This is a genomic window from Acinetobacter sp. Res13-Abat-PEC15-P4-01 (assembly GCF_015676285.1).
Classification (GTDB): domain Bacteria; phylum Pseudomonadota; class Gammaproteobacteria; order Pseudomonadales; family Moraxellaceae; genus Acinetobacter; species Acinetobacter nematophilus.
Genome location: NZ_JADAIN010000037.1, coordinates 40,232 through 66,840 on the forward strand (window position 1 = coordinate 40,232; position 26,609 = coordinate 66,840).

The window sequence follows — 26,609 nt, forward strand, 5'->3', positions numbered from 1 at the left end:
TAATCTCTTATAAACAATACAGTTTCACTTACAAGCAATACGCTTAAATTTAAACCTGCATTAACTCCTGTTAATTTTTTATGACAAAAATTAACTGCCTAAAAATCACAAAGGTATAATTATTAAAAATATATTCTTAAAATTTAAAAAAAATATACGTGTAGCTTAAAACTCTATTTAGATTAGCGATCCGAATATTCAGTATGTTAGATATTCATAATCATCTGAAAAAAACATCTGATTTCGCTCATCCTCTCCTTATATCTACTGGCTTTAATTATTAATTTTATTTCTCTTTATCGCAGTATTAAATTTCATCTAAACACTTAAATTCAATGTTTTGATATTGACTCGTGTAAATCGCGCTATCAAAAATAATATGGCTCGAAATATCATGGATGATCTGTTCTTGGAACAGAACTTCTTTTTCCAGTATGGCATTCCAATATTCTGGCTGATCTGAAAAGTTTTGATAGTAGTCCAACACTTCAATCACTGCACTGAACAATGCCACCAATGCTTGAGATTTAGATTGTTTTGCAACCATCATTGCAAAAGCATCTAAGCAAATCACCTCTATTTCATCAAGTGTTTCATAATCATCAGTATATTCATCTATGACCGCATTGCTGCGCTGAATCTTCTGTTGATAGTCAATCAAAAGCTCGTGATCGATATCGTCAAACAACTGGGATTTATTGATCGTAATTTTATAGTTTTTTTCAATATAAAAATAAAATAGAGGTAATTTCTCATAAAAACTGAAAATCGCTTTGACCAGACTCTTGCGTTGTTCAATTGAGGCTTGTTCAATTGATTGCTTAAGTGCAAAGGTATGTAAATCAATGATTTTAACGATATCTATCATTTTCAGTCCCAATACTGACTTTTTAAAACCATAAAACCAATCCAAAGAAAAAGCAAAGTCATCACACCTACAGTAAATATCACACTGATTAACAGATATCTCAGCCAAGCGGGTCGACGATTGAGCGCTTGACTAAAACCAGACAGATGCCTTTTTAATTGTCCTACTGCATACATCGAACCTGCAATAGTCACTGCAAAAACAAAAATATATTGAACAATAAAAATTATTTTAGCGAGCCAAGATCCTCGTAAATCAAACCAATGCTGAGAATAAAATAAAAAAGCATCATGGGGTTGTGCCGGATTGATCCAAACTTCAAATTCATGATTTTGCACTGACATTTCAAACTTCTGCTGCGAATATTGCATCAAAGTATCAGATTGATCCGTGAACCACAGATAATACTGTCGAGCAATATCCGGTTGTTCAACCGTATAGATCTGGTGTCGATAATCATACTCATAGATCACATTCATATAGGCAAAACTGGTACTGCGCCCGATTCGATACCGTTCAGCTGAATGATCAATGAGCTTGACATGTTGTGCTTTTTCCCATGTCGGATGCCAGAGCTTAAATTCTTCAAATTGTATACGTGGCGAAGCGGTATAAATACACTGCAAAATCAAATAACCACAGATCAATACCAAACCATGCAGATAACCATGTTGGGAAAATGAATATTGTCGTCCTAGAAATACATAGAAAATAATATAGAGGAAAAATACATAGAGAAAAATGTGAATATTCTCATCCGCAATAAAATAGAAAAATATGCCAAAAATCACAAATACAGCTACAAATAGAGCGCCTAAATATTGTTTGATTTGATGTGAATGCATTATTTGCCTTGATTATGATCTTGATCGCTTTATTGATGCTGAACTATTTTTCATACAGATTTTGCCCAAAAACTAATTCTATCTTTTAGTTGAATATTAACCAACTACATTTGAACTCTAATAAAATCTAGGTACAATAGTCGCCAGTCGAGGGATGCTGCGACTTTTTCACAGGCACATAAATGTGAAATCGCTAGGCTCGACGATTCGGTCAGACATGCGTACTGATCAACAACGGCATCCGCGAACTGAATGATCAATATTTGTTATTTATAAAGGAGATCGTGATGAACGCGGTTAATGCTTCATTTACAGATTATAAAGTTGCTGATATTTCACTTGCCGATTACGGTCGTAAAGAAATCAAACTGGCTGAAGCAGAAATGCCAGCATTGATGGGTTTACGTAAGCGTTATTCAGCAGCAAAACCACTTGCTGGTGCAAAAATTCTTGGTTGTATCCATATGACCATCCAAACCGCTGTTTTAATTGAAACATTGGTTGAACTTGGCGCAGAAGTGCGTTGGACATCATGCAACATTTTCTCTACCCAAGATCATGCTGCAGCGGCTATTGCAGCTTCTGGCATTCCAGTATTTGCTTGGAAAGGTGAAACTGAAGAAGAATACATGTGGTGTCTTGAACAGCAGATTAATGTAAATGGCAAACCTTGGGATGCCAACATGATTTTAGATGATGGCGGTGACTTAACTGCTGTTGTTCATGAAAAATATCCTGAACTCATCGCTAAAATTCATGGTATCACTGAAGAAACAACAACAGGTGTACAGCGCCTGCATGAAATGTTCCGTGACGGAACATTAAAAGTTCCAGCAATCAATGTCAATGACTCTATTACCAAGTCGAAGAATGACAACAAATATGGCTGCCGTCACTCGCTGAATGATGCGATTAAACGTGGTACAGATATGCTGTTATCTGGACGTCGTGCACTTGTCATTGGTTATGGTGATGTAGGTAAAGGTTCAGCTCAATCACTTCGTCAGGAAGGCATGATCGTTCGTGTTACCGAGATTGATCCGATCTGTGCAATGCAGGCGTGTATGGATGGCTATGAAGTTGTTTCTCCATATAAAAACGGCATTCAAACAGGCAAGAAAGAAGATATTAACTTAGATCTTCTTCAAAATACGGATCTGATTGTAACCACAACAGGTAACTATCACGTATGTGACTCAGCGATGCTTGACACATTAAAAGCGGGTTCTGTTGTGTGTAACATCGGTCACTTCGATACCGAAATTGATACCAACTATTTACGTGGCTACAAATGGGTTGAAGTTAAACCTCAAGTACATCAGGTCTATCGCACAGAAAATGAAAATGATTATTTAATTCTTCTTTCTGAAGGTCGTTTGGTCAACTTAGGCAATGCTACAGGTCACCCATCACGTGTGATGGACGGTTCATTCGCCAACCAAGTATTAGGTCAAATGCACTTATTTGCTGAAAAGTTTGCTGACCTTCCAGAAGATCAAAAAGCTGCAAAAATCCGTGTCGAATTAATTCCTAAAAAACTTGATGAGGAAGTTGCTGCTGCAATGGTTGCAGGTTTCGGTGGTGTATTGACACAATTGACTCAAGAACAAGCAGACTACTTAGGTGTGCAAGTTGAAGGTCCGTTTAAATCTGAAGCTTATAAATACTAAGTTTTCATCCGCTCCCCCTTACTTTTAAAGTTTATGTATTGAAAGTAGACATCCTCTCCTCTGCGAGAGGATGGGGTAAAAGTGAAAACACATTAAAAAGCATTTATAAAAAAGGATTTAATCATGAGCAAACGTATTCCCATCTCGTTTGAGTTTTTCCCAACCAAAACCGATGCAGGTGCGGAAAAACTTAAAGTCGTTCATCAAGAACTGCAACAATTCAATCCAGAGTTTTTTTCGATTACTTATGGTGCTGGTGGTTCAACCCGCGAACGAACCTTAGCCGCAATTTCTGACTTCAACGGTAAAGGTACTCCTGTTGCCCCACATCTTTCATGTATTGGAGATGATAAGGCGCGCATTGCTGAATTATTAGATATTTATAAAGCACAAGGGATTGATCGTATCGTTGCATTACGCGGTGATTTACCTTCAGGTCAAGTCGGGCTAGGTGAACTCCCTTATGCGATGGATTTGGTTCGTTTTATTCGTGAACATACAGGCGACCACTTTAAAATTGAAGTCGCAGCATACCCCGAGATGCATCCTCAAGCAGAAAGCTATGATGCAGATATTCAACACTTTGTTGAAAAAGTAAATGCAGGGGCAAATGCAGCGATTACTCAATTTTTCTTTAATCCCGATGCCTATTTCTATTTTGTGGACCGCATCCAGAAAGCAGGGATTGATATTCCAGTCGCACCAGGCATCATGCCAATTACCAATGCCAGTAATTTGATTCGTTTTGCTGACGGTACAGGTGCTGAAATCCCACGCTGGATTCGTAAACAACTGGCTACTTATGGTGACGACTCTGCCAGTATTAAAGCTTTTGGTCATGAGGTTGTGATTAAGCTGTGTGAACGCCTCATCGCAGGCGGTGCCCCTAGTCTGCACTTTTATACAATGAACCACACTGAACCAAACCGCCAACTTGTTCTTGATCTTGGCTTAGCTTAAACCAAAAAATTGATTTCCCGACTTGTGAGTGAAACTGAATGCCTCGCTTTTATATTGAAACGGATTTGGCTGTCAATACGACAGTTGAACTGACTGAAACCGTATTTCATCATTGGGTCAAGGTATTGCGCGCACAAGTTGGTGAACATGCCATCTTGTTCAACGGACAAGGGGGTGAATATGAAGTGCGCCTAACAGAGGTGACTAAAAAGTCTGCATCTGTTTGGATAGAATCATTTCATCCAGATAATCGTACTCCGGCTTTTACAACATTGCTTGGGCAAGTCATGAGTAAAGGCGATCGTATGGATTATGCCATTCAGAAAGCAGTTGAGCTTGGTGTGACCGAAATTCAGTTACTGACTTCTGAACGTTGTGAAATGCGTTTAAAATATGATCGCGACCAGAAAAAACTTGATCATTGGCAAGGTATTGCGATTGCTGCCTGCGAACAGTGTGGGATGAATATTGTTCCTAGAGTTCTTGCTCCCCTCAGCTTACAGAGCTGGCTGGAAAGTCAGTTACCCGAGACTCGATTTGTTCTCGCTCCTGAAAAAGAGCAAAGCGACGTTCTTGCAAATGCCTCACTCAATCTTGCCCTGTTGATTGGTCCTGAAGGTGGGCTGAGTGAAGCTGAAATCATAACAGCCAACCAATTCGGTTTTAAAAATTGGTGTATTGGTGAACGAGTACTGAGAACCGAGACAGCCCCCGTGGTTGCCTTGTCTATTTTGAATTATTATTTCCCATTAAAGTGACTCAGTTCACACAAAGCAATTGCAAATTTGGTGATTTCACAGTATTTTAATAGCAAAGAGACTATTAATTAACAAATTTTCAATAGTTGCTCCCTTAAACCTACGCATTCTAAAAATAGCAGAGGTGCAACAGCGAATGAATGATGTTCAGGAAGAGCTTCTTTCATATGATGTGAATTCATCGAACATCAGAAAGACTGTTAAAAATATCCGAATATTTTTTATTTGGGTATTTTTTACGTGCATATGTGATGCCTTTATTTATCTTTATTTGTTTAAGACACATACCGATTTATTGACATCTTGGTTTGCTGTCACTGTTGTCTTTATACTGTTTATCTGTATTTTTTTAACCTGTATGCTTTATCAAAAGAACAAACAATCTTTTAAGCATATACATGTTTTTTTTCAATTTTTCAGTTTAATTCTAGGTACTCTATTTGGTATTGGCATCTATATTGTCAATTTAGAATTGACCAGATTACCCGATACACTCAATCCATTTTACTCTTTTCTTTTATCCAGTTTTTTGCTGAGCTTTTCTTATGTAATGGCAATGAACTTTCTGAATCAGAGATTTAGTTATTTTACAGCCTTGTTTGTTCCCTCTTCGATTCCAGTTTTCAGCATTCCCTTACTGTTTCCACAAAATACCAATGAAGTATATAGCACAGTATTTATTGTGTGGTTTGCCTTGTTATTTTTTAGTGCCTATATCTCACATAAGATTTACTTAAATTCAGAAATTCTAAACCTAAAGAATCGAATTTTGATTAGACAATCGCAACAACAACTTGAAGAATCAAAAGGATTACAGCTTCAACTCAAAAATGAAATTTCCAAAACTCAAACCATGAAAAATGAGTTGCAACTGCATAATCATTTATTAGAACAGAAAGTAAAAGAACGAACCTATGATTTTAAGCAGATGAATGATCGCCTTGAAAATCATCAAGCCAATCTTACCTTTGCACATGAAACAGCAGGCATCCATTCATGGGTCTGGAACATAGAGAAGCGTACATTCGAAATAGCCGATTCAAAAAGCGATGCTGAATTCAGACAATTAAATCTTAAACAAAACAATGTCGATGATTTCATTCATCCTGAAGATATTGAAAATTATAAGACCTTGCTCAAACAGCACCTCAAAGGAAAGACTGAACGTTTTGAAGCAATCTATCGTGTAAAGCGTGACAATCAATGGTGCTGGATTCAGGATATTGGTAAGGTCGTTTCAAAAAACTTTAACAATAAACCATTAAGAATGGTGGGTATTCAACGAAATATTCAAAAAGAAAAAACAGACCAAGAAAAACTGAAACTGGCCGCGAATGTTTTAGAGCAAGTGGCTGAAGGTGTATTTATTTTAGACAATAATTTGTGCTATTTAGAAGTAAATCCCTATTTCGAACAACTTCTGGCTTATAAAGAAAATGATTTGATCGGCCGCCATCTCTTTGATATCACCATCAACAACAATGCACGTACTGAAAAAATGTATACGGTGATTACCCAAAGCTTAGTCCAACATGGCGAATTTGAATCAGAATTGCAAATTGATTTTACGTCTGGGAAAAAGCTGGTTCTTTGGGTACACATCAATGCTATTTATGATGAAAAAAATAAAATTTCAAACTATGTGGGTATTATTACTGACTTGACGGATCGTAAAAAACAGGAACAAAGACTCTCCTATCTGGAACATTACGATATTCTCACCGATCTGCCCAACCGCTTTTATTTCAAACAACGCTTGCATCATTATTTAACCCATTATTCAAGTACATTTAAAAACTTTGCGGTTTTACGGATTAACATTGACCGTTTTAAACTGTTCAATGAGTTCATGAGCCATAAAGAAGGTGATGAATTACTCAAACGAGTGGCGCATCGTTTAAGATTATGCTGTAGCAGCGCATCCCTTATTGCCTACTTAAACAATGATGATTTTGCTGTGATATACAATTTAAACAGCAATATCAATATTCATCAGCACGCACAAAACATCTTAGATGCATTTAAACAGCCATTTGATATCAATGCACAGGAACAAACCATCACGCTTTCAATTGGGATTGCGCTGTATCCTGAACATGGTTTGCAATTGGATAGTTTAAATGGTCATGCCGAATCTGCTTTACGAGAAGCCAAACGTTTAGGCGGCAATACAGTCTATTTCTATTCCGATAAGAAAACACCTTTACTTAATCAAGGTATAAATTTAGAAAGTGAACTCAGAAAAGCAATTAAACATAAAGAGTTAACCGTCCACTACCAGCCTAAAATCTGTGTCAAAACTCAACGTATCTATGGTTTTGAAGCTTTAGTGCGCTGGCAGCATCCTACACTGGGCTATATTTTGCCGGACATTTTCATTCCACTCGCAGAAGAAACCAGTCTAATTTCCGATATCGGATTGATCGTGCTGCATGAAACCTGTAAACAGATTCAGTATTGGCAATCTCTAGGCTTTGACCATTTTCGAGTATCCATCAATATTGTTGCTCAACAAATCTATCGTGGTCAGTTGATTGAAGACATTGACTATGCGCTTAAAAAATACAATATTTCCGGTGATATGCTTGAACTTGAACTCACCGAATCTTCTTTATTTGAAAAGTCTGACCAAGTCAATTTGCTTTTAAAACAACTCAAAGACCGTCATATTTCAATTTCTTTAGATGATTTCGGTACAGGCTATTCTTCGCTTGCTTATCTCACCAGTTATCCCTTTGATATTTTAAAAATTGACAAAGCATTTATTTCAAAAATTGGTCAAGAAAAAGATGAAGCGATTGTCAATGCAATTATTGCCATGGGAAATGCCATAGGTATTACGCTGGTCGCCGAGGGTGTTGAAACCAAAGAACAAGCTTTATTTTTAGAAAAACACGGATGCTATATTTTACAAGGATTCTATTTTTCAAAAGCACTTTCTTCAGCAGACAGTACAAAATATTTAGAACAGCACAAGCTTATTACGATTTGTTAATTCTTTTAGACTTCAAATCTATAAGTTTGTTGGAAATAACTACTTTTTGACTGTCGGTATTGTTCAACAAATGTTATATTCGATCAAATTTAGTCAAACCACCAGCCTCGCTGGAACATGTAATAATCGAGATTCAGATGGATGATCAATCTTTAAAACAGCAAGCCCTTTACTATCACGAATTTCCAACACCAGGAAAAATCAGCGTTACGCCAAGCAAGCAATTGGTCAATCAACATGACCTAGCCCTTGCCTACTCTCCTGGCGTCGCAGCACCTTGTTTAGAAATTGAAAAAGACCCTTCTAAAGCAGCGCTTTATACTGCGCGTGGTAATTTGGTCGCAGTGGTCAGTAATGGTACAGCCGTTTTAGGACTGGGTAATATTGGTCCATTGGCATCTAAGCCAGTCATGGAAGGTAAAGGCGTACTCTTTAAAAAATTTGCGGGTGTCGACGTTTTCGACATCGAAATTGCTGAAAATGATCCGGATAAAATTGTTGACATCGTAGCAGCACTAGAACCTACGTTTGGCGGGATCAACCTCGAAGATATTAAAGCGCCTGAATGTTTCTATATTGAACAAAAGCTTCGTGAACGCATGAAAATTCCTGTGTTTCATGATGACCAACACGGTACTTCGATCATCGTTGGCTCTGCGCTTCTCAATGCCTTGCAATTAAACGGCAAGAAAATTGATGAGATCAAAATTGTCGCTTCTGGCGCAGGCGCTGCCGCACTTTCTTGTTTAGATTTACTTTGCGCAATTGGTGCGAAAAAAGAAAACATCATTGTAGCCGATTCGCGTGGTCTATTAACCACAAAACGTGAAGGCCTAGATGAGTCTAAAAAGCGTTATGTCCAGGATATTGAAGGCTCTCAAATCGCAGATGTGATTGCAGATGCGGATATGTTCTTGGGTCTTTCAGCAGCGGGGATCTTGACCAAAGAAATGGTTAAGGTGATGGCCGCTGATCCAATTATCTTTGCCCTAGCCAACCCGGATCCAGAAATTCTGCCTGAACATGCGCATGAAGTACGTCCAGATGTGATTATGGCAACAGGTCGTTCGGACTATCCAAACCAAGTGAACAATGCGCTGTGCTTCCCGTATATTTTCCGTGGTGCGCTTGATGTTGGTGCAACAACGATTAATGAAGAAATGAAGATTGCTTGCGTACATGCAATTGCACGTATGGCACATGTTGAAGCAGACGCGGCATCTTATGGTGAAAAGTCTGCATCATTTGGTCGTGATTATTTAATTCCACGACCGCTTGATCAACGTCTGATTTTGGAAATTGCACCTGCTGTCGCTCAAGCTGCGATGGACTCAGGTGTGGCGAGCCGTCCAATTGCTGACTTCTCTGCTTATCGTCAACGTTTATCTGAGTTTGTATATAACTCAGCATTGATGATGAAACCTATTTTTGCGCAAGCAAAAACTGCACCTAAACGTATTGCTTATGCTGAAGGTGAAGATCTTCGTGTATTGCGTGCAGTGCAGATTGCTGTAGATGAAGGTTTAGCACAACCTATTCTCGTGGGTCGTACTTCTGTGATCGAAGCCAACATCAAGAAATTGGGCTTACGTCTAGAACACGGTGTAAACATCACGATTGTTGATCAAGAGAAAAATCCTGATTACGATAAGTTTGCAGATGATTATTACAACTTGATGCAGCGCAAAGGCGTTACGCCTGAGTATGCTCAACGTGAGTCACGCCGTCGCTCTACACTCATCGCTGCAATGTTGGTTCGTCATGGTTTAGCAGATGGCATGTTGTGTGGTACCTATGCAAGTTACGACATTCACTTAGATTTCGTTAAAAATGTGATTGGTCTGAAAGATGGTCGTAGCACATTCTTTACCTTGAATGCTTTAATGCTTGAAGATCGCAATATTTTCATTGCTGATACTTATGTAAATACCAACCCAACTGCTGAACAGCTCGCTGAAATGACGATTCTAGCTGCAGAAGAAGTTCGCCGCTTTGGTGTAACACCACGTGTTGCATTATTGTCGCACTCTAGTTTTGGTTCAGATCAAAATGATCCAAGTGCACAGAAAATGCGTAAAGTCTTTGAAATCTTGACAGAGATTGCACCTGAGTTGGAAGTAGAAGGCGAAATGCATGCAGATGCAGCACTGGATGAAAATATTCGTCATTTTGCATTCCCAAATTCACGCTTCAAAGGTTCTGCAAACTTGTTGATTATGCCAAATCTTGATGCGGCAAACATTTCATTCAACTTGTTAAAATCAACCTCAGGCAACAATGTGACGATCGGTCCTATTTTGCTTGGCGCTGCCAAACCAGTACATATCTTGACGCCGACTGCAACAACACGTCGTTTGGTGAATATGACTGCTTTAACTGTTGCTGAAATTCAACAAGCACAAGGCTAATTGAGCTGTGTCGTGAATCCCAAGGAACTTTAGTCAAGCAACTCAAGTTCTGTACTTGAGAAAACCTCTATTCTGTTGCATGATGGCATCAAGAATAGAGGTTTTTTCATGCAAGTTTATTTAGTAGGCGGTGCCGTTAGAGATCATTTACTCGGACATCCCTATCACGAAAAAGATTATGTTGTGGTTGGTGCAACACCAGAACAACTTCTTGCCCAAGGTTACCAACCTGTGGGAAAAGATTTCCCTGTGTTTTTACACCCAGAAACAAAAGAAGAATATGCACTCGCACGTACTGAACGTAAGTCGGGACATGGATATCATGGCTTTGAATTTTTTACCGATCCTGCCGTCACTTTAGAAGAAGATTTGATTCGTCGCGATCTGACCATCAATGCCATGGCAATGGACGATGCCGGTCAAGTCTATGATCCCTATCACGGGCAGGATGATTTAGAGCATAAAATTTTACGTCATGTTTCCAGTGCTTTTGCAGAGGACCCTTTGCGTGTGCTCCGTGTTGCACGTTTTGCTGCCCGATATGCGCAATACGGTTTCCGTATAGCCGATGAAACCATTGCACTCATGCGCCAACTGGCTGAATCTGGTGAGTTGCAAGCCTTAACACCAGAACGGGTCTGGAAAGAAACCTCACGCGCTTTAATGGAAGATCATGCCGATGTTTATTTTGAAGTATTACGTGAGTGTGGTGCTTTAAAAGTTCTATTTCCGGAAATTGATGCACTTTTTGGCGTACCGCAACGACCTGAATACCATCCAGAAATTGACTGTGGCATTCATACCCTCATGTCTCTGCGACAAGCTTGCAAAGCCCAATACGCTTTAGATGTGCGCTTTGCTGTACTGGTTCACGACTTAGGGAAAGCCCTCACGCCTAAAGATGAGCTTCCGCGTCATATCATGCACGAAGAACGTGGTATTCAACCTGTTACAGCAGTATGTAATCGTTTACGTGTACCGACCCAAACCAAACAACTGGCGCTTGCTGTATGTAAAGAGCATTTAAAATGCCATCAAGCCTTTACTTTAAAAGCAGGTACATTATGGCGTTTACTACAACGTTTAGATGTATTGCGCCGTCCTGAGCGTGTTGAGGCATTTGTGCAAGCCTGTGAATGTGATGCAAAAGGTCGCTTGGGTTTAGAAGATCGTGAATACCCGCAAGCCAATTACCTTTTGGATGCCATGAAAACTGTACGGGGCATCAAAGCCTCAGACTTACCACCAGAGGTTCAAGGCGCGGATATTGGTGAGATGCTGATTCAAAAGCGTATCGATGCGATTGCAAACTTAAAACATCAATCAGGTCATCATCATCATACAGTTTAAAAAAAACCTCTCAGCGTGAGAGGTTTTTTATTCATGGACGACTCTAAAACCTGAAACAATTAATATTGTTGCCTGTAAAATGAATATGACCATTCAATATATTCACCTATTGCCCGAACAACATGAACAATAGGTGAAAAAATACTTTTAAGATACATCCGCAGGAAATGTAATCACCTTTTCCAGTTTTATTTGGTTCATCACCACCATCAATAGGCGGTCAATCCCCAACGCTATCCCTGCACACTCCGACATATTCGGCAAAGCCGCCAGTAAATACTCATCGACAGGCATCACATGTAAACCGAGTTTTTCACGCTCAGCATTATCTGCTTGAAAACGGCTTCGTAAAATCTCTGCATCAATCAATTCATCATAGGCATTGGCAAGCTCAAGTCCTTCGATATACAGCTCAAAACGTGCAGCAACCAACTCACCATCTTCATCAATTCTAGTCTTTGCCAATGATGCCAATTCTGGTGGGAAATCAGTTAAAAATACGGGTGTATCAAAGCCTAAACTCGGTTCAACCAGATGTGAAAATAACAAATCCATATATGCCAAACGGTCATCACCCAAATCCAGATTTAACCCGACTCGATGGGCTGCATCTTTGAGTTCTGATAAAGTTGCCTTAAGTGGATTTAAATCTAAACGATCAATAAATGCGTGTTTATAACTCAAGACTGTCGGACGGACATCAGCAAAACGTTCAGCCAAAACAACATTTAACAGGTCTGTCACTTCAAACATCAAGTCTTTTAAACTAAAGTGCGGGCGATACCACTCCAGCATGGTAAATTCACTGTTGTGTTTACGACCATGCTCATCATCACGAAACACTTTGCAAATTTGATAAATTGAGCCACTGCCACTTGCCAATAAACGCTTCATCGCAAATTCAGGAGAGGTCTGTAAATAATGTGTTTGCATTTTCCCCTGTAGATGGCGTTGTACCTGTATTGAAGCCAAATGAACATCTGTGACACCCGCTTGCGACAAGATGGGTGTTTCAACTTCCAAAACATTCCGTTGCTCAAAAAAATGACGAATTTGCCGATACATGTTTGCACGTGCTTTCAATGCATGAATATCACAAGTCGGTTTAAAGTTAATCGTCATGCTTTTGGACCTCCATGAGCAGACCATTCACGGCGTAGGGGATAGCTTTTACGGAGAAAATCAAATGCTTTTTGATCCACTTTTCCATCTTTTAGGCAGTCACGCAAATTGTCATCATCACGTTGAATATTATAGATTTCAGTCAAATAGTTTTTTAGGGTCTGTTTAATACTATTGCCATAGAAGTATTGTTCACAGGCAGGCAATTGTGATTCAAACTTTTTATGATTTAAGTATTCGAAGCGTTTACAGAACGCCTCATAGACCATCTGCGTTCCTCTAGCCTTACCTTCTAAACTATATCCTGCAATATGTGGTGTCACGAGAGTAATTAAATCAAGTAAGCGTTGTGAAATTTCAGGCTCATGTTCAAATACATCTAACACAACTTTACGTCGGGTCGTTAAAATATCTGCAATCAATGCCGCCTCTTCAACCACGGCACCACGCGCAGAATTGATGAGAATTGTTTCAGGAGACATCATCGCCAATCTTTCAGCGTTGATCAAATGATGTGTTGGATATTGCCCTGTGTGGGTTATGGGTACATGCAGGGTCACAGCATTGGAATTCTTCAGTAATTCTTCAAGTTCAACATGTCTAATGCTGTCATGCTGCATAAAAGGATCATAGCCGATCACATTCCAGCCCAATAATTGCGCCATGTAAGCTAAACGCGTCCCCACATTACCTAAACCCACAATTCCTAAAGTAAAGTGTTTTCCTGCATCCAAAAATTCTGGATGAAGATGCAACAAAGCGGTGATGACATATTCAGCAACAGCTTGTGCGTTACAGCCTGCTGCATTCGACCAAGTAATTTGATGTTTTTCTAAAGCTTGAATATCTAAATGATCTGTGCCGATCGTCGCACTGCCTACAAATTTTAATGCAGTCTGTGCAATCAACTGCTCATTGACTTTTGTGACCGATCGAATCAATAAAGCATCCGCATCTTTAACATTGTCGTGGTTAAGAGTGCGCCCTGCTGCCTGATGAATTTCTCCGAATTCTGAAAAGAAATATTCAGTAAATGCTAGATTTTCATCTGCAACAATTTTCATAACATTATCCACATATTGAACTGAAGCTATGATAAACCTTTGAACCTATTAAAACTATGTTGTTCATAGATCAAATTTCTAAAAAGTAGGCAGCTCAAGAAAAACTGTTAAGCACTTTGGGATAATTCAGACTTTTAACTCTTAAACATAAAAAAATGAGTAAAAATTTAAAATCCAATCCTCCTAAGCACCATATCCGTAAAATAAAAAATAAGCTAAGTCATTTATTTACAAAGTATTGATTGTTAAATTTAAATTTATAATAAAAAATTCATCAAATATGACTTGTTAATCCAAACACTTGCACTATAATGCCGTTGAGTTTATTCAATGGAGATCCTAAATGGGAAGTTGTTCGAGGTTCGGGTTTAATTATCTTTTAAACCAAAGCGAATACTGAGCAATATAGCCTATTAGGTCGGCTATCTTGCAACGAGATAGCTTTGAAAAATTATAATTCAATCCCCCTCTATAAAATTTTTACATATCAGCAAAAATTTAATGTGTTGACTACAACCCGTTTAGTTTCTCACCTAAAAATGGGGAGAAGCCGATGTTTTTACATGCTTCCATTCAATGGTATTGTGCAATCAGTGTATTTTTACTCTGTGGATTCGTTGTGCTTGCTCAAAAAAGCAAAGCCGATCCGCTTTTAAATACGGATGATGCATCTATTACAGCAGCTCACCGCTGCCAATTGGAAAGTGCTTATTCACATAGCACAGCAGGTACATGGTCATATCAAGTTGCACCAGCATGTAACTTTTCTGAAAATCTAGAACTTTCAGTGGGATATCATGCGTCGAAAGATATTGATAATGTACATGGTTTTTCAGCTCAAGCAAAAACCGTATTAAAACCCATGGATCATTTCTGGGGCGTTGCAAGTAGCCTGATGCTATCACAAGATGAACAGTCTCAGCATTCTTCAGATTTAGATTGGTTTTTCAATCTACCCATGAGTTTTAATTTATCTCCGCGCATAGCAGTAGATACTAACTTGGGTTACCAATATGCGCATGATCATTCACATTTCATTCGTTGGGGAATTGCTACACATTATTCGCTAAACGATCGCTGGGCTTTAAGCGCAGAAACCTATAATCAAGATCGTGATTCGCCTTTTTTTCAGACCGCTGCCCACTATAGCCTGATCCCAAACATCTTAACATTCGAAGCGACTTTCGGTGATCGTTTCAATGCCTTCCGACAGAGATGGTTTGGACTCGGATTAAGTTACACACCTTAATTCCCCGCTCTATTTTATAAATTATTTTTCAAATCGGCTTTATTTCGATCATAAGGTCAGAGCCTTTGCACGCCTAAAAAAAGAGGACTTCAACATGAAACTCTGGCACAAACTATTTACCACTTTTCTCAAAAGATTTCATCTCATGCGTTTCTTTGGACGCAGTCAATCTTTTAAAGAATTGCATCAATCCAGTTATGCACAAGAAATCAGCAAAACTTTATCTACCCGATTGGTCAAGGCAGCCAAATTGGACTCAGCACAACTGCTCAACAAATTTAACAGTTCAGAAGCAGGTTTAACCGAGCAACAAGCAAGTGCCCAACAAAAGATCATAGGTTTGAATGAGATTTCTCATGAAAAGCCGCTGATGTGGTGGCAGCACCTTTGGTATTGCTACCGTAATCCTTTCAATATTCTATTGAGTCTTTTAGCACTGGTGGCATTTCTTACTGATGATTTGACAGGCACATGTATTATCAGTGTGATGGTGATTCTTTCCACCCTGCTTCGCTACTGGCAAGAATCCAAATCAAACCAAGCAGCAGATGCCTTAAAAGCAATGGTGAGCAATACCGCAACCGTTTTAAGAGATCAACTCAGTTATGATGATCTGGTGCTGATGCAACAACGCTATGGCATTGATGTTAAAAATCAAAAAAACTCTCAATTTGAAATGCCAATTCAATATTTGGTTCCGGGTGATATTATTTTGCTCTCTGCAGGAGACATGATTCCTGCCGATTGCCGAATTCTCACTGCCAAAGATCTCTTTGTTTCTCAAGCGGCAATGACAGGTGAATCTATGCCTGTAGAAAAATTTCCTGTGCAAACAAACCTTCAGCAAAGCAATGCTTTGGAACTCGAAAATATTGTATTTATGGGAACCAATGTAGTTTCAGGTTCAGCACATGCCATGGTTGTAAGCACAGGAATACACACATATTTTGGGGCTTTGGCTCATCGAGTAACAGCGACAGATCGAGGCACAACCTCTTTTCAAATGGGTGTAAATAAAGTCAGTTGGTTATTGATCCGCTTTATGTTGGTCATGGCACCTGTTGTACTGTTTATCAATGGGTTTACCAAAGGTGATTGGACAGAGGCTTTCTTGTTCGCATTATCCGTTGCAGTCGGCTTAACACCTGAAATGTTGCCGATGATTGTTACCTCAACTTTAGCAAAAGGTGCAGTGTTTTTATCTAAAAAGAAAGTCATTGTTAAACGTCTGGATGCCATTCAGAACTTTGGTGCAATGGATGTATTGTGTACGGATAAGACAGGAACATTAACTCAGGACAAAATCTTTCTATCACAACATGTCGATATACTCGGTCAAACCTCGCACTATGTTTTAATGCAGGCATTTTTAAACAGTTACTATCAAACCGGATTGAAAAATCTGCTTGATGTTGCTGTATTAGAAGCTGTTGACCCAGAGATCAAAACACAAAAGTTACGTTTTAAAAAATTAGATGAAGTACCTTTTGATTTTGATCGCCGTCGCATGTCTGTCGTGGTGAAAACACCACAAGACAAAGTCCGCATGATTACCAAAGGTGCTGTTGAGGAAATGCTCAAAGTTTGTCGTTATGTTGAAATTGATGGCAAAGTAGAAGCGTTAACCACACAAAAACAGACTGCAATTGAAACACTTACCCAAAGTTATAACCAAGATGGTTTGCGTGTAGTGGCTGTGGCTTATCGTGAATTTCCCACTACACAAGAAAATTTTTCTGTAGCCGATGAAAGTGATCTGATTTTAATTGGCTATGTTGCCTTTTTAGATCCACCGAAAGAATCAGCCATGGCAGCAGTAAAAAGCTTACATGCGCATGGTGTCGCAGTAAAAGTATTGACTGGTGATAATGAATTTGTCACGCAAAAAGTGTGTCGTGAAATTGGTATTCAATGTGAACGCATTTTACTTGGCGGCATTATTGAAACCCTGTCGGACAAACAACTGAAAGAAGCTGTCGAGCACTATGATATATTCGCCAAACTCAGTCCTGTTCATAAAGAGCGTATTGTAGAGCAGCTTAAAGCCAATGGGCATGTGGTCGGCTTTTTGGGTGACGGGATTAATGATGCGGCAGCGATTCGTGCAGCCGATATTGGAATTTCTGTGGATACCGCAGTGGATATTGCCAAAGAATCTGCAGATTTGATCCTACTTGAAAAAAGCTTAATGGTCTTGGAAAAAGGCGTGATTGAAGGTCGTAGAACTTTTGCCAATATGCTGAAGTACATCAAAATGACCGCCAGCTCCAATTTTGGCAATGTTTTTTCTGTGTTGGTTGCCAGTGCCTTTATCCCGTTCTTACCGATGCTGCCGATTCACCTACTGATTCAAAATCTACTTTACGATATTTCCCAGATCGCTATTCCATTTGACCATGTAGATGATGAACTGATTGCTCAACCCCAACGTTGGCAGCCTAGTGAAGTGGGTCGTTTCATGATCGTGTTTGGACCAATCAGCTCGATTTTTGATATTTTAACCTTTGCCCTGATGTGGTTTGTTTTTTCAGCAAACACGCCAGCACAGCAAACTTTATTCCAATCAGGCTGGTTCGTGGTGGGGCTACTCACTCAAACACTGATCGTGCATATGATCCGTACAGCCAAAGTTCCATTTATTCAAAGCCGTGCCGCAACACCTTTATTGGTCATGACCGCAATCATTATGTGTATAGGCATATTCTTGCCAATGGGACCATTGGCAAGTTATTTAAAACTGGAAGCATTGCCACTGAGCTATTTCTTCTATCTCCCATTTATTTTAATTGCCTATATGTGTTTAACACAGTGGATTAAAACAATATACATTCGTCGATATGGTTGGCAATAAAATTTACATGGGTTGAAAAAAAGCCTTTCCCCTGTTGATGGGAAAGGCTTTTTTATTATGCAATGTTGATGCTCTAAATAGATTTGGCATCAACATTTTTGATTAAAACAGTCGATTCATACCATTCAATGTTGCAACACGATAAGCTTCCGCCATTGTCGGATAGTTAAAGGTGGTTTCAACAAAATACTTAATGGTATTGTTACCGCTTTGCATCACGGCTTGCCCAATATGGATAATTTCGGCAGCGTTATTACCAAAACAGTGTACGCCTAACAGTTCCAAGGTATCACGATGGAATAAAATTTTAAGCTCACCTACCGTGTCACCTGTAATTTGTGCACGAGCCAGGTGACGGAATGACGCTTGACCGACTTCATACGGAATTTTTTCTTCAGTCAACTGACTTTCAGTTTTACCAAAGAAAGAAATTTCTGGAATTGTATAAATACCTGTTGGAATATCTTTTACAGGCTTCACATCTTTTTCACCAGCCATGTTTGAACCTGCACAGCGACCTTGGTCATATGCGGCAGAAGCAAGTGATGGCCAACCCACGACATCACCCGCAGCATAAACATTTTCAACTTCGGTTTGATATTGATCATTGACTGCAAGTTGACCACGGCTGTTTGGTGTAAGACCTACATTCTCAAGTCCTAGACCATCGGTATTTCCTGAACGACCATTACACCAAAGAATCGCATCAGCTTTAATCTTCTTGCCACTTTGTAAATACAGTACGACATGATCATCAAAAGTTTCCAAATGATCAATTTGCTCATTGTGACGGATCAATACACCTTGTTCACGCAAGTGATATGACAATGCATCGGCAATTTCATCATCGAGATAACTCAATAATTGATGTTGCGTATTGATCAAATCAACTTTGTGGTCCAAACCAATGAAAATAGACGCATATTCACAGCCAATTACACCTGCACCATAAATGATAATCTTATGAATGGTGAAATCAAGATCCAAAATTTTGTCTGAATCAAATACTCGAGGATGGTTGAAATCTAAACCCTGTGGATGGTAAGGACGGCTACCCGTCGCAACAACCAGCTGTTTAAAACCCAAGGTTTCTTTTACCCCATCTTCACTGAAAATAATCACAGTATTTTTATCTTGAATATATGCACGACCATGAAATACATCAATGTTGTTGCGGTCGTAAAAGCGTGAGTGTGTATCGACTTGCTGTTGAATTACTTTATGTGCATTTCGCAATACTTGTTTCATGGTGAATTGCTTCCAATCCCCCACTTTCTTAAACATTGGATCACGTTGGTAACGGATAATACTTGAAACTGTTTGACGCAAAGCTTTACTTGGAATTGTACCCACATGCGTACAGTTACCCCCGAGTTGCTCGCGAATATCAACAATTGCAACACGCTTACCCGATTTAGCAAGCTTCATTGCCGCGCCTTCACCAGCAGGACCAGAGCCAAGTACGACTGCATCGTATTTCACAAAATTCCCACTAACGACTTCTTTCTTACGTGGCATTCAAAGCTCCTTATACTAAATTCAGTCTATATCTTTTCTCATGCGATATTATGAACTAAACCGAAACAATTTTCTGTATTTCCCATGCATATATTCTGTGATAACGACATTTAGTATATGAATAGTGTTTTTACCCCATCGTTTTGCATTTCCGTTATAATGGTTTATCTCCCCCGTAGAAAACAGTGGAAAAGTTGAATATGTCAGAGAACCGTAAACCAGAACAGGGTGTCAAATTACGTGGCGCGGAAAAAGTTGCTCGTATACCTGTAAAAGTTATTCCCACGGTTGAAGCACCACGAAAGCCGGATTGGATTCGTGTGAAAATGGCTGCACCTGATGAAGTTCAACGTATAAAAACCACTTTGCGTACGCAAAAGTTACATACGGTCTGTGAAGAGGCGGCATGTCCCAACCTTCCTGAGTGTTTTGGTGGCGGTACTGCAACCTTTATGATTATGGGTGATATCTGTACCCGTCGTTGCCCTTTCTGTGATGTTGCACATGGTCGACCAAATGCACTAGATCCAGATGAACCACGCCACATGGCGGAAACGATTGCAAATTTAGGTTTGAAATATGCAGTGATCACTTCAGTAGACCGTGATGATCTATTGGATGGTGGCGCACAGCATTTTGTAGACTGTATCAAAGAAGCGCGTGCACTCAGTCCAAAAACATTACTTGAAATACTAGTGCCTGACTTTCGTGGTCGTATGGACATTGCATTGCGTATCATGACGGAATGTCCGCCTGACGTATTTAACCACAACATTGAAACAGTGCCACGTCTTTATAAAGCAATGCGTCCAGGTTCAGATTATCAGCACTCTTTAAACCTTTTGAAAATGTTTAAGGAATATTGCCCAGATGTTCCAACCAAATGCGGCTTGATGGTCGGTATTGGTGAAACTGAAGAAGAAGTCATTGCATTGTTAGACGATCTGCATGCCCACGGTGTTGACTATGTCACTATTGGACAATACTTACAGCCTTCAAAAGAACATGCTCCTATCGATCGTTTTGTAACACCTGAAGAATTTGAACGTTATACTGCGCATGGTCAAAAACTAGGTTTCAGAAATATTTGGGCTGCACCGATGGTTCGTTCAAGTTATTTTGCCGATCGTCAATATTATGGAGAGCCTGTACCACAAGTTCGCCGTAAAGCAGATCCTGCGAAGAAAATCGCAGTCCAAGCGATCGAAGCTTAAAACGAACTCAAGCCGCTAAGAAAAAAGCACGCTCTATAGCGTGCTTTTTCTTGTTCTCAGTAGTTTTTATCGGCATTTTCCAATCGTTTTACCTTCGATACTGCTCATATTGCTTTGTAATTTTGTCAATGTTGAACAATGTAAATTTCCCGAAACCATCGACTTATTTAAGCTCAATGTCGTTGAAACTTGAGATGCAGCCACATCCCCCTCTACTGAAGAGTTGACAAGCTTCAACACTTTGGCTGTGTTGGCTTGGACGCTGCCACTGACTGAAGAATTATTGAGGATTAAGCTCGCACCCTTTTGTACATTCACATTGCCATCGACAGAACTACTGTTTATGGTACAGGTTGCACCTGCGGGTACAGTTAAACTCGACACTGCATTGTTATTGATTGCGCCAGTACAATTCGCTGCAAATCCAAGTTGCGCAGCCATTAAACCACATGAAATTATGCTGGTATTCAGGAAAATTTTCTTCATGGATATAACCCTTTGAATTATTCATTTTAAATTTAAAAATTAAATTTATTATTTACCGATCTTAAAATATGTCGTTTTGAGGGTGAAGGACAAAAATGTTGTCATTTATTAATTAAAAGTAAGCAAAAAGCACTTAACTTACTTTATTGGAATTCTCACTGAATAATTGCCAATAAGAATGAATGGTAATCAAAACCCACTCAGTTAAAATTTGAAATCAATAAAATTATTTATTCTGGTTGCTGTTTGAATTGCGCCAGATTTTGCTTAAGTTCCTCAACGTAATCTGCGTAATTCAACATTAGACCCTTTCCAGTCAGATCTTCAGGGAGCAATTTAGTGCAAAACCAATTGTCAGTCCACGTATGATTTTGTGGGAATGATAAGCTTACCAGCTCACCTTTAACTTCTTTTTTAATCTCAGCAATAACCTTCCTTGTTTTTGCTACCCCCATTTGTTTACTAAAATATTTGAATATCAGCTGTTGCAATTCCTTCTGGTATCGCCCGTGCTGTTGATACCACAGATCATACAAGCGCTGTAATTCTGGCTCTGTCGATGCATCAAATTTCTTACATGAAGCAAGTGTTTTCGGAAACAAGGCGGGGATATCCAAATAAGCGGTATATAAAAACTGTAGTTTTCCTGTATTATCTGCTCGTGTAACTGATACTGTGAATAAAAGGCTGTAACACAGCACAATACGTAAAATATACATTTGAAATTGCTCCATTTTGTGTTTCCTTATTTTCTGATTTGATCAAATATTGCAAACAACTTTTTATTGTCCAACTCGTTGCCGCAATATAAATTTAAAAATTTACTGTAAAATTTAATTAACATATTATTTTTATAAAACTAAACAATAAGTTTTAAAGATATCATCTAAAATTCAAAAAAGCGAATTGCTCATTCTTTTTACAAATCTAAATGATGCCAAGTAATGATTAGACATAGGACAAAATTCGCTTATTATTGTAAAAAGATCGTACTTTGCCTTGAATCAGCAGATCAAATGAATAAAAGAACAGTTTAAAAAAATGAAAAACTTAAAATAAATTATTTATAAAAAATAAATAAAATGAATTTGAACAGTTAATATAATCTTACATTTTTTTAGCGGCACAATTGTAAGTTGACTTTAACATAGAGGTTTTAATCTAAGCTAAACATGATGATGAAAAAACTTACCTTATCAATGCTTGCGACTTTTTTCTCTGGGCTGTGTTTTGCTCAAAATCCATTAAGCGTACATGTTTTAAATCTTGAAAGTGGTCTACCTTCAAGTAATGTTAAAGTCATTCTTGAAGCTCAACAAAAAGATAAATGGATAAAAATCAATGAGGGCACCACAGACAGTAACGGACGAATTTTAGCCTTATATCCTGAAAATAAAGCACTGGACAAAGGTGTCTATAAAGTCACTTTTGAAACAGGCGAATGGTTTAAGCAAAAAAACCAGCGAAGCTTTTTTCCTGAAGTGCCTGTGGTTTTTGTGATAGACGGTACGCTTGAGCATTATCATATTCCTTTGCTCATCAGCCCATATGGCTATTCTACTTATCGTGGCAATTAGTCTTGAAGAATCGAGGTGATTTAAAATTCCGCCATAAAAAAACCGATGTATCAAACATCGGTTTTCAGTTCATACGATATTAAAGGCTTAGCCATTTTTCTACTTTGTCTTGATCAAGGACAGTCAATTCAACTGTCGTTAAGTCAATTTCTCCACCTTGAAGCTCGAACTGCATAAATTCATCACGGCGGAATGCATAGACAGTAAAGCGATCTGGTTGTTTGGAATATTGTGATAAAAGTTTTTCCGAGGCTTTTAAGCCATCAATCGCAACAATCACATCATTGGCTGAAAGCCCTGCAATTGCACCCGTTCCTTCACGCCATGCCTGTTGAATAAGTACCCCTTCAGGTTTGTCCGCTACTTTCAATCCAAATGGCAGTGCCTTTTCATTTTTTAAACGATAACCCAAACCAAATTCAGGGAACAATTGATCCAGTGGTAATTCATCTGTGGTATTGATCAAATGATTAATCTGTTCAATCCAATTGCTGCCTGTCAGTTCATTACATAATTCAACGATTGTACGCTCATTGACCTGAATCCCTTTTTGAGTATTTTCATACAAACGGCGCATCAACGCATCTAAACTGGAACCACGCAAACGTAAACCCAAATCCAAACTCAGTGCCACTAAACAGCCCTTGTTATAGTAACTGGTTCCTGAATTATTTGAGTTTTCATCTTGACGATAGAATTTTATCCAAGCATCGAAACTTGATTCAGAGACAGATTGGATAAAACGTCCCGGATTTTGCAAATAACGATCAATTTGACCTTTCAACAAACTCAAATAAGACGCTTGAGAAATCACACCACTACGGTACAAAATCAAATCATCATAATATGAAGTGAAACCTTCGAAAATCCACAATAAAGAGGTATAAGCTTCTTGATTCAAATCATAATTGGCAAAGTTTTCCGGTCGAATAAATTTAACTAACCATGAATGGAAGTACTCATGACTGCAGAGCCCCAAGAATCGTTGATAATCTGCCGATGGTTCATCAGGTTCATTCAGCTTGGGCAAGTCATTACGTGGTGTAATCAGGCTTGTACTGTTCGGGTGTTCTAAGCCGCCATAACTATTGCCTGTTGCCATTGTCATGAAGGTATAGTTTTCAAAAGGCGCTGAACCAAACATGCTAATTTCTGTACTACAGATTTTTTCAAGATCTTGCTTCATACGTTCAGCATTCATTGTATGCTGACCAGAAATCACAAACTCATGTGGAATTCCATTCGCATCAAAACTAAACCGTGTTTGTTCCGCCAATTCAAATGGCGCATCAATCAATTGAGCATAATGATCGGCTTTTAAAGTAAAACGACCTTTCACCAAACTTTTCGATGCCAAACCAGTCGCAAGCTGAAAGTGCTTTAATTCATCAGGTAAAAAAACTTCAACTTCGATCGCTGAATCTTCTTGATCTTGAAGTCCCAAACATACGCAGGCTGGATTGACATATAAACGGCTTTGATCCACATATGCACCTCGTACGGAAAGATCATAAGCATAGACATCATACTCAACTGTAATGAGTTCATGATCCGTGTTATATAAGCGCCATTTATTTTTTTCAAATTTATTTATTTTAAGTTGACGACCAGCTTCATCATAAGCTTTTACCGATTCGATGTGTTTTGAAAATTCACGAATTAAATAACTCCCCGGAATCCATGTCGGGAGAGACAATACTTGAGTTGGATTCGCCAGAAAACGCAATGTGACATGGATGAGGTGTTGACGATAATCGTCAAATTCAATCTGATAATGCAACATAAATATATATTCGAAAATAGACAGTGAGAAATTACCAATTAGATTAGCATTTTTTTACAAAGTCGGGCGATTTTAGTCGAAATTGTCTGCAATTCTTACTAGCGTAGAATGCAAAAAAGGCATAGCATTCGCACAGTTTGTCGACTCTTGCCATTGGATTGGCTTAAAGGTAAATCTGTTGAAAATTCTTGCTTCTTTTATTGCAATAACAGGCTTGGTTTGTTCCACCTTTGTTAATGCCGCACTTTTAAATATTAATCCGCAATCTGTTGAAGCTGAAGCTTGGACAATATTAGATACGCAATCAGGTCAAACCATTGCGGAATATAATAGTCATGTTCAGCGTGCACCTGCATCCATGACCAAGATGATGGTGGCATATATTGCCTTAAAAGAACTAAAAGCAGGTCATCTTAAAAAAGAAGAGATTATTACCGCAACACCTGTGGTTCAAGTCGTACAGTGGGATGAATCTCAGATGTACCTGAAACAAGGAGAGCAGATCTCGATTGATCAATTACTAGCCGGTTTGATCGTCATGTCTGCCAATGATGCAGCAGTGACTTTGGCAGAGCGTATTTCTGGCAGTGTACCCGCATTTGTTGCGCGTATGAACCAAGAAGCACAGGCTTTGGGAATGAAAGATACTCATTTTGCCAACCCTCCGGGAATCACCATGCCAGATCATTTTTCTTCTGCGCATGACATGGCGATCTTGGGTCAAGCTGTAACATCACAAACCCCTGAATATATGCATTATTCAGTGATGCCGAGTTTTAGCTATAACCAACACTTCCATCATGCAACCAATCTCGTTTTAAAAACAGATCCAAGTGTAGATGGTTTAAAAACAGGTTTTACCAAAGCTGCGGGTTATAATTTGGCTTTAACAGCACACCGCCCTTCTGCAATTGCTGAGTCTCCTGATCGTCGTTTAATTGTTGTGGTGATGGGTGCAAAAAGTGCAATTAAACGTGCTGAAATTGCTCATAAACTTTTAAATTTGGGCTATGCCTATACACGAGATGAAGTGGCAATCAAAGACAAGCAATTGATCGCTGAACTTCCTGTGGTCAAATCCACACTGAAAATGTTTAAAGTTGAAGCCAGAAAACCTCAGTTAGTGACCACCTCACTTTATAACGATATCAATCCAATTGACCTGAACAGCTTTGATGTAGTGAATAGTCGTGTCATGAAAACAGATGCTCATGGCATTTTAACTGCAATTGAACCATTGACGACGACTCAAACACATTTGAATGTCGAACTTAATGAAACTTCATTGACTGCACCTTTGGAAAAAATCATGCATTTGGCTAAAGTCAATGTATATCAAGACAATCAACTCATCCAAAGCTTTGATATTGAAGATGAGGTTCATATAGAACAAGCCTCTTGGTTCGAACGTTTAATGGAATGGATTAAGTCAATTTTTGGAATTTAGGATCTGTTGACGATTCGTCTACGTTTGCGACTAGGTATTTTTTTGAGGCGATACCAGGCACGAAATATGAAATTTAGTCATTCTAAATGATGAGAAACATTGTTTCGCAAGGTAACAACGCAGCGACAAAAAACACGCTAGTCCCTACTAAGCCTTGCACTGCAAACAAAGCAGTGCTTTGTTTTTGCTGAAGGTTGTGGTTAAAATTATCTCAGTCTATATTATGAAACTTGAAAATAGCCTCGCTATTCTCTTGGTTTCCTTGCGGAGTATACTCCTCATGCCTGCTCAATTTTAACCTACAACACAAGCCACTGATGCAATGTCAACAGCCCCTCATTAAAACCAACCAATTTACTTAGATTTATTGTAATTATGTAACCTGTAATACAAAAAAAAACTAAACAATTAAATAGGATGGCATATTTAAGCCATTCTACTTTT

19 protein-coding genes are annotated in these 26,609 nt (G+C 38.9%); 11 read left to right on the forward strand and 8 right to left on the reverse strand.

Features of this window, described 5'->3' with window-relative positions; translation table 11 throughout:
* Positions 1–307: 307 nt before the first annotated feature.
* The gene (locus tag IMO47_RS12980) at positions 308–868 is read right to left on the reverse strand and encodes a hypothetical protein (protein WP_196076571.1); all 561 of its coding nucleotides are present in this window, start codon (positions 866–868) and stop codon (positions 308–310) included.
* Positions 869–870: 2 nt separating this feature from the next.
* Positions 871–1,713, reverse strand: a complete 843-nt coding sequence (locus IMO47_RS12985) for a hypothetical protein (RefSeq protein ID WP_196076570.1) — start codon at positions 1,711–1,713, stop codon at positions 871–873.
* Between the two features lie 287 nt (positions 1,714–2,000).
* Between IMO47_RS12985 and ahcY the strand changes: the two genes are divergently transcribed.
* The 6 genes from ahcY to IMO47_RS13015 all read left to right on the forward strand — a co-directional run bounded on the left by ahcY (position 2,001) and on the right by IMO47_RS13015 (position 11,854).
* Positions 2,001–3,383, forward strand: a complete 1,383-nt coding sequence (gene ahcY / locus IMO47_RS12990) for an adenosylhomocysteinase (RefSeq protein WP_196076569.1) — start codon at positions 2,001–2,003, stop codon at positions 3,381–3,383.
* A 123-nt stretch (positions 3,384–3,506) separates the two neighbouring features.
* A complete protein-coding gene (metF, locus tag IMO47_RS12995) occupies positions 3,507–4,343 on the forward strand; it encodes a methylenetetrahydrofolate reductase [NAD(P)H] (protein WP_196076568.1) in 837 nt (278 codons plus the stop codon).
* 38 nt (positions 4,344–4,381) lie between these two features.
* Positions 4,382–5,101, forward strand: coding sequence for a 16S rRNA (uracil(1498)-N(3))-methyltransferase (locus IMO47_RS13000; RefSeq protein WP_196076567.1), 720 nt, complete (start codon positions 4,382–4,384; stop codon positions 5,099–5,101).
* A gap of 136 nt (positions 5,102–5,237) precedes the next feature.
* Positions 5,238–8,096 (forward strand): EAL domain-containing protein, encoded by a 2,859-nt coding sequence (locus IMO47_RS13005; RefSeq protein ID WP_196076566.1) that lies wholly within the window; start codon positions 5,238–5,240, stop codon positions 8,094–8,096.
* Positions 8,097–8,233: 137 nt separating this feature from the next.
* Entirely contained in the window at positions 8,234–10,504 is a 2,271-nt protein-coding gene (locus IMO47_RS13010; protein ID WP_196076565.1) for an NADP-dependent malic enzyme, read from the forward strand.
* Between the two features lie 108 nt (positions 10,505–10,612).
* Positions 10,613–11,854 carry a multifunctional CCA addition/repair protein gene (locus IMO47_RS13015; protein WP_196076564.1) on the forward strand — a complete coding sequence of 414 codons (1,242 nt, stop codon included), beginning with the start codon at positions 10,613–10,615 and terminating at the stop codon, positions 11,852–11,854.
* Positions 11,855–12,001: 147 nt separating this feature from the next.
* Here the strand turns inward: IMO47_RS13015 and epmA are convergent, their stop codons facing one another.
* The gene (gene epmA, locus IMO47_RS13020; RefSeq protein ID WP_196076563.1) at positions 12,002–12,976 is read right to left on the reverse strand and encodes an EF-P lysine aminoacylase EpmA; all 975 of its coding nucleotides are present in this window, start codon (positions 12,974–12,976) and stop codon (positions 12,002–12,004) included.
* Positions 12,973–14,040, reverse strand: a complete 1,068-nt coding sequence (locus tag IMO47_RS13025; RefSeq protein WP_196076562.1) for a 4-phosphoerythronate dehydrogenase — start codon at positions 14,038–14,040, stop codon at positions 12,973–12,975. Before IMO47_RS13025 ends, epmA begins: the two co-directional genes overlap by 4 nt.
* Before the next feature lie 553 nt (positions 14,041–14,593).
* Here IMO47_RS13025 and IMO47_RS13030 point away from each other — a divergent pair.
* Positions 14,594–15,289 (forward strand): hypothetical protein, encoded by a 696-nt coding sequence (locus IMO47_RS13030; RefSeq protein ID WP_196076701.1) that lies wholly within the window; start codon positions 14,594–14,596, stop codon positions 15,287–15,289.
* A 94-nt stretch (positions 15,290–15,383) separates the two neighbouring features.
* Entirely contained in the window at positions 15,384–18,140 is a 2,757-nt protein-coding gene (mgtA, locus tag IMO47_RS13035) for a magnesium-translocating P-type ATPase (protein ID WP_196076702.1), read from the forward strand.
* Positions 18,141–18,242: 102 nt separating this feature from the next.
* On the opposite strand, the gene sthA is transcribed toward mgtA, so the two are convergent.
* Positions 18,243–19,658 carry a Si-specific NAD(P)(+) transhydrogenase gene (sthA, locus tag IMO47_RS13040; protein WP_196076703.1) on the reverse strand — a complete coding sequence of 472 codons (1,416 nt, stop codon included), beginning with the start codon at positions 19,656–19,658 and terminating at the stop codon, positions 18,243–18,245.
* A 200-nt stretch (positions 19,659–19,858) separates the two neighbouring features.
* Here sthA and lipA point away from each other — a divergent pair, with 200 nt between their 5' ends.
* Positions 19,859–20,872 (forward strand): lipoyl synthase, encoded by a 1,014-nt coding sequence (gene lipA / locus IMO47_RS13045; protein WP_196076704.1) that lies wholly within the window; start codon positions 19,859–19,861, stop codon positions 20,870–20,872.
* A gap of 66 nt (positions 20,873–20,938) precedes the next feature.
* On the opposite strand, the gene IMO47_RS13050 is transcribed toward lipA, so the two are convergent.
* Positions 20,939–21,358 (reverse strand): hypothetical protein, encoded by a 420-nt coding sequence (locus IMO47_RS13050; RefSeq protein WP_196076705.1) that lies wholly within the window; start codon positions 21,356–21,358, stop codon positions 20,939–20,941.
* Between the two features lie 230 nt (positions 21,359–21,588).
* Positions 21,589–22,092, reverse strand: coding sequence for a hypothetical protein (locus IMO47_RS13055; protein WP_196076706.1), 504 nt, complete (start codon positions 22,090–22,092; stop codon positions 21,589–21,591).
* Between the two features lie 444 nt (positions 22,093–22,536).
* Between IMO47_RS13055 and uraH the strand changes: the two genes are divergently transcribed.
* Positions 22,537–22,935: a hydroxyisourate hydrolase gene (uraH, locus tag IMO47_RS13060; protein WP_196076712.1), complete on the forward strand. Its 399-nt coding sequence runs from the start codon at positions 22,537–22,539 to the stop codon at positions 22,933–22,935.
* Positions 22,936–23,014: 79 nt separating this feature from the next.
* On the opposite strand, the gene IMO47_RS13065 is transcribed toward uraH, so the two are convergent.
* On the reverse strand, positions 23,015–24,718 hold the full coding sequence (locus IMO47_RS13065; protein ID WP_196076707.1) for a M61 family metallopeptidase: 1,704 nt from the start codon (positions 24,716–24,718) through the stop codon (positions 23,015–23,017).
* Between the two features lie 178 nt (positions 24,719–24,896).
* Between IMO47_RS13065 and IMO47_RS13070 the strand changes: the two genes are divergently transcribed.
* A complete protein-coding gene (locus tag IMO47_RS13070; RefSeq protein WP_196076708.1) occupies positions 24,897–26,165 on the forward strand; it encodes a D-alanyl-D-alanine carboxypeptidase PBP6B in 1,269 nt (422 codons plus the stop codon).
* The last annotated feature ends 444 nt before the right edge of the window (positions 26,166–26,609 follow it).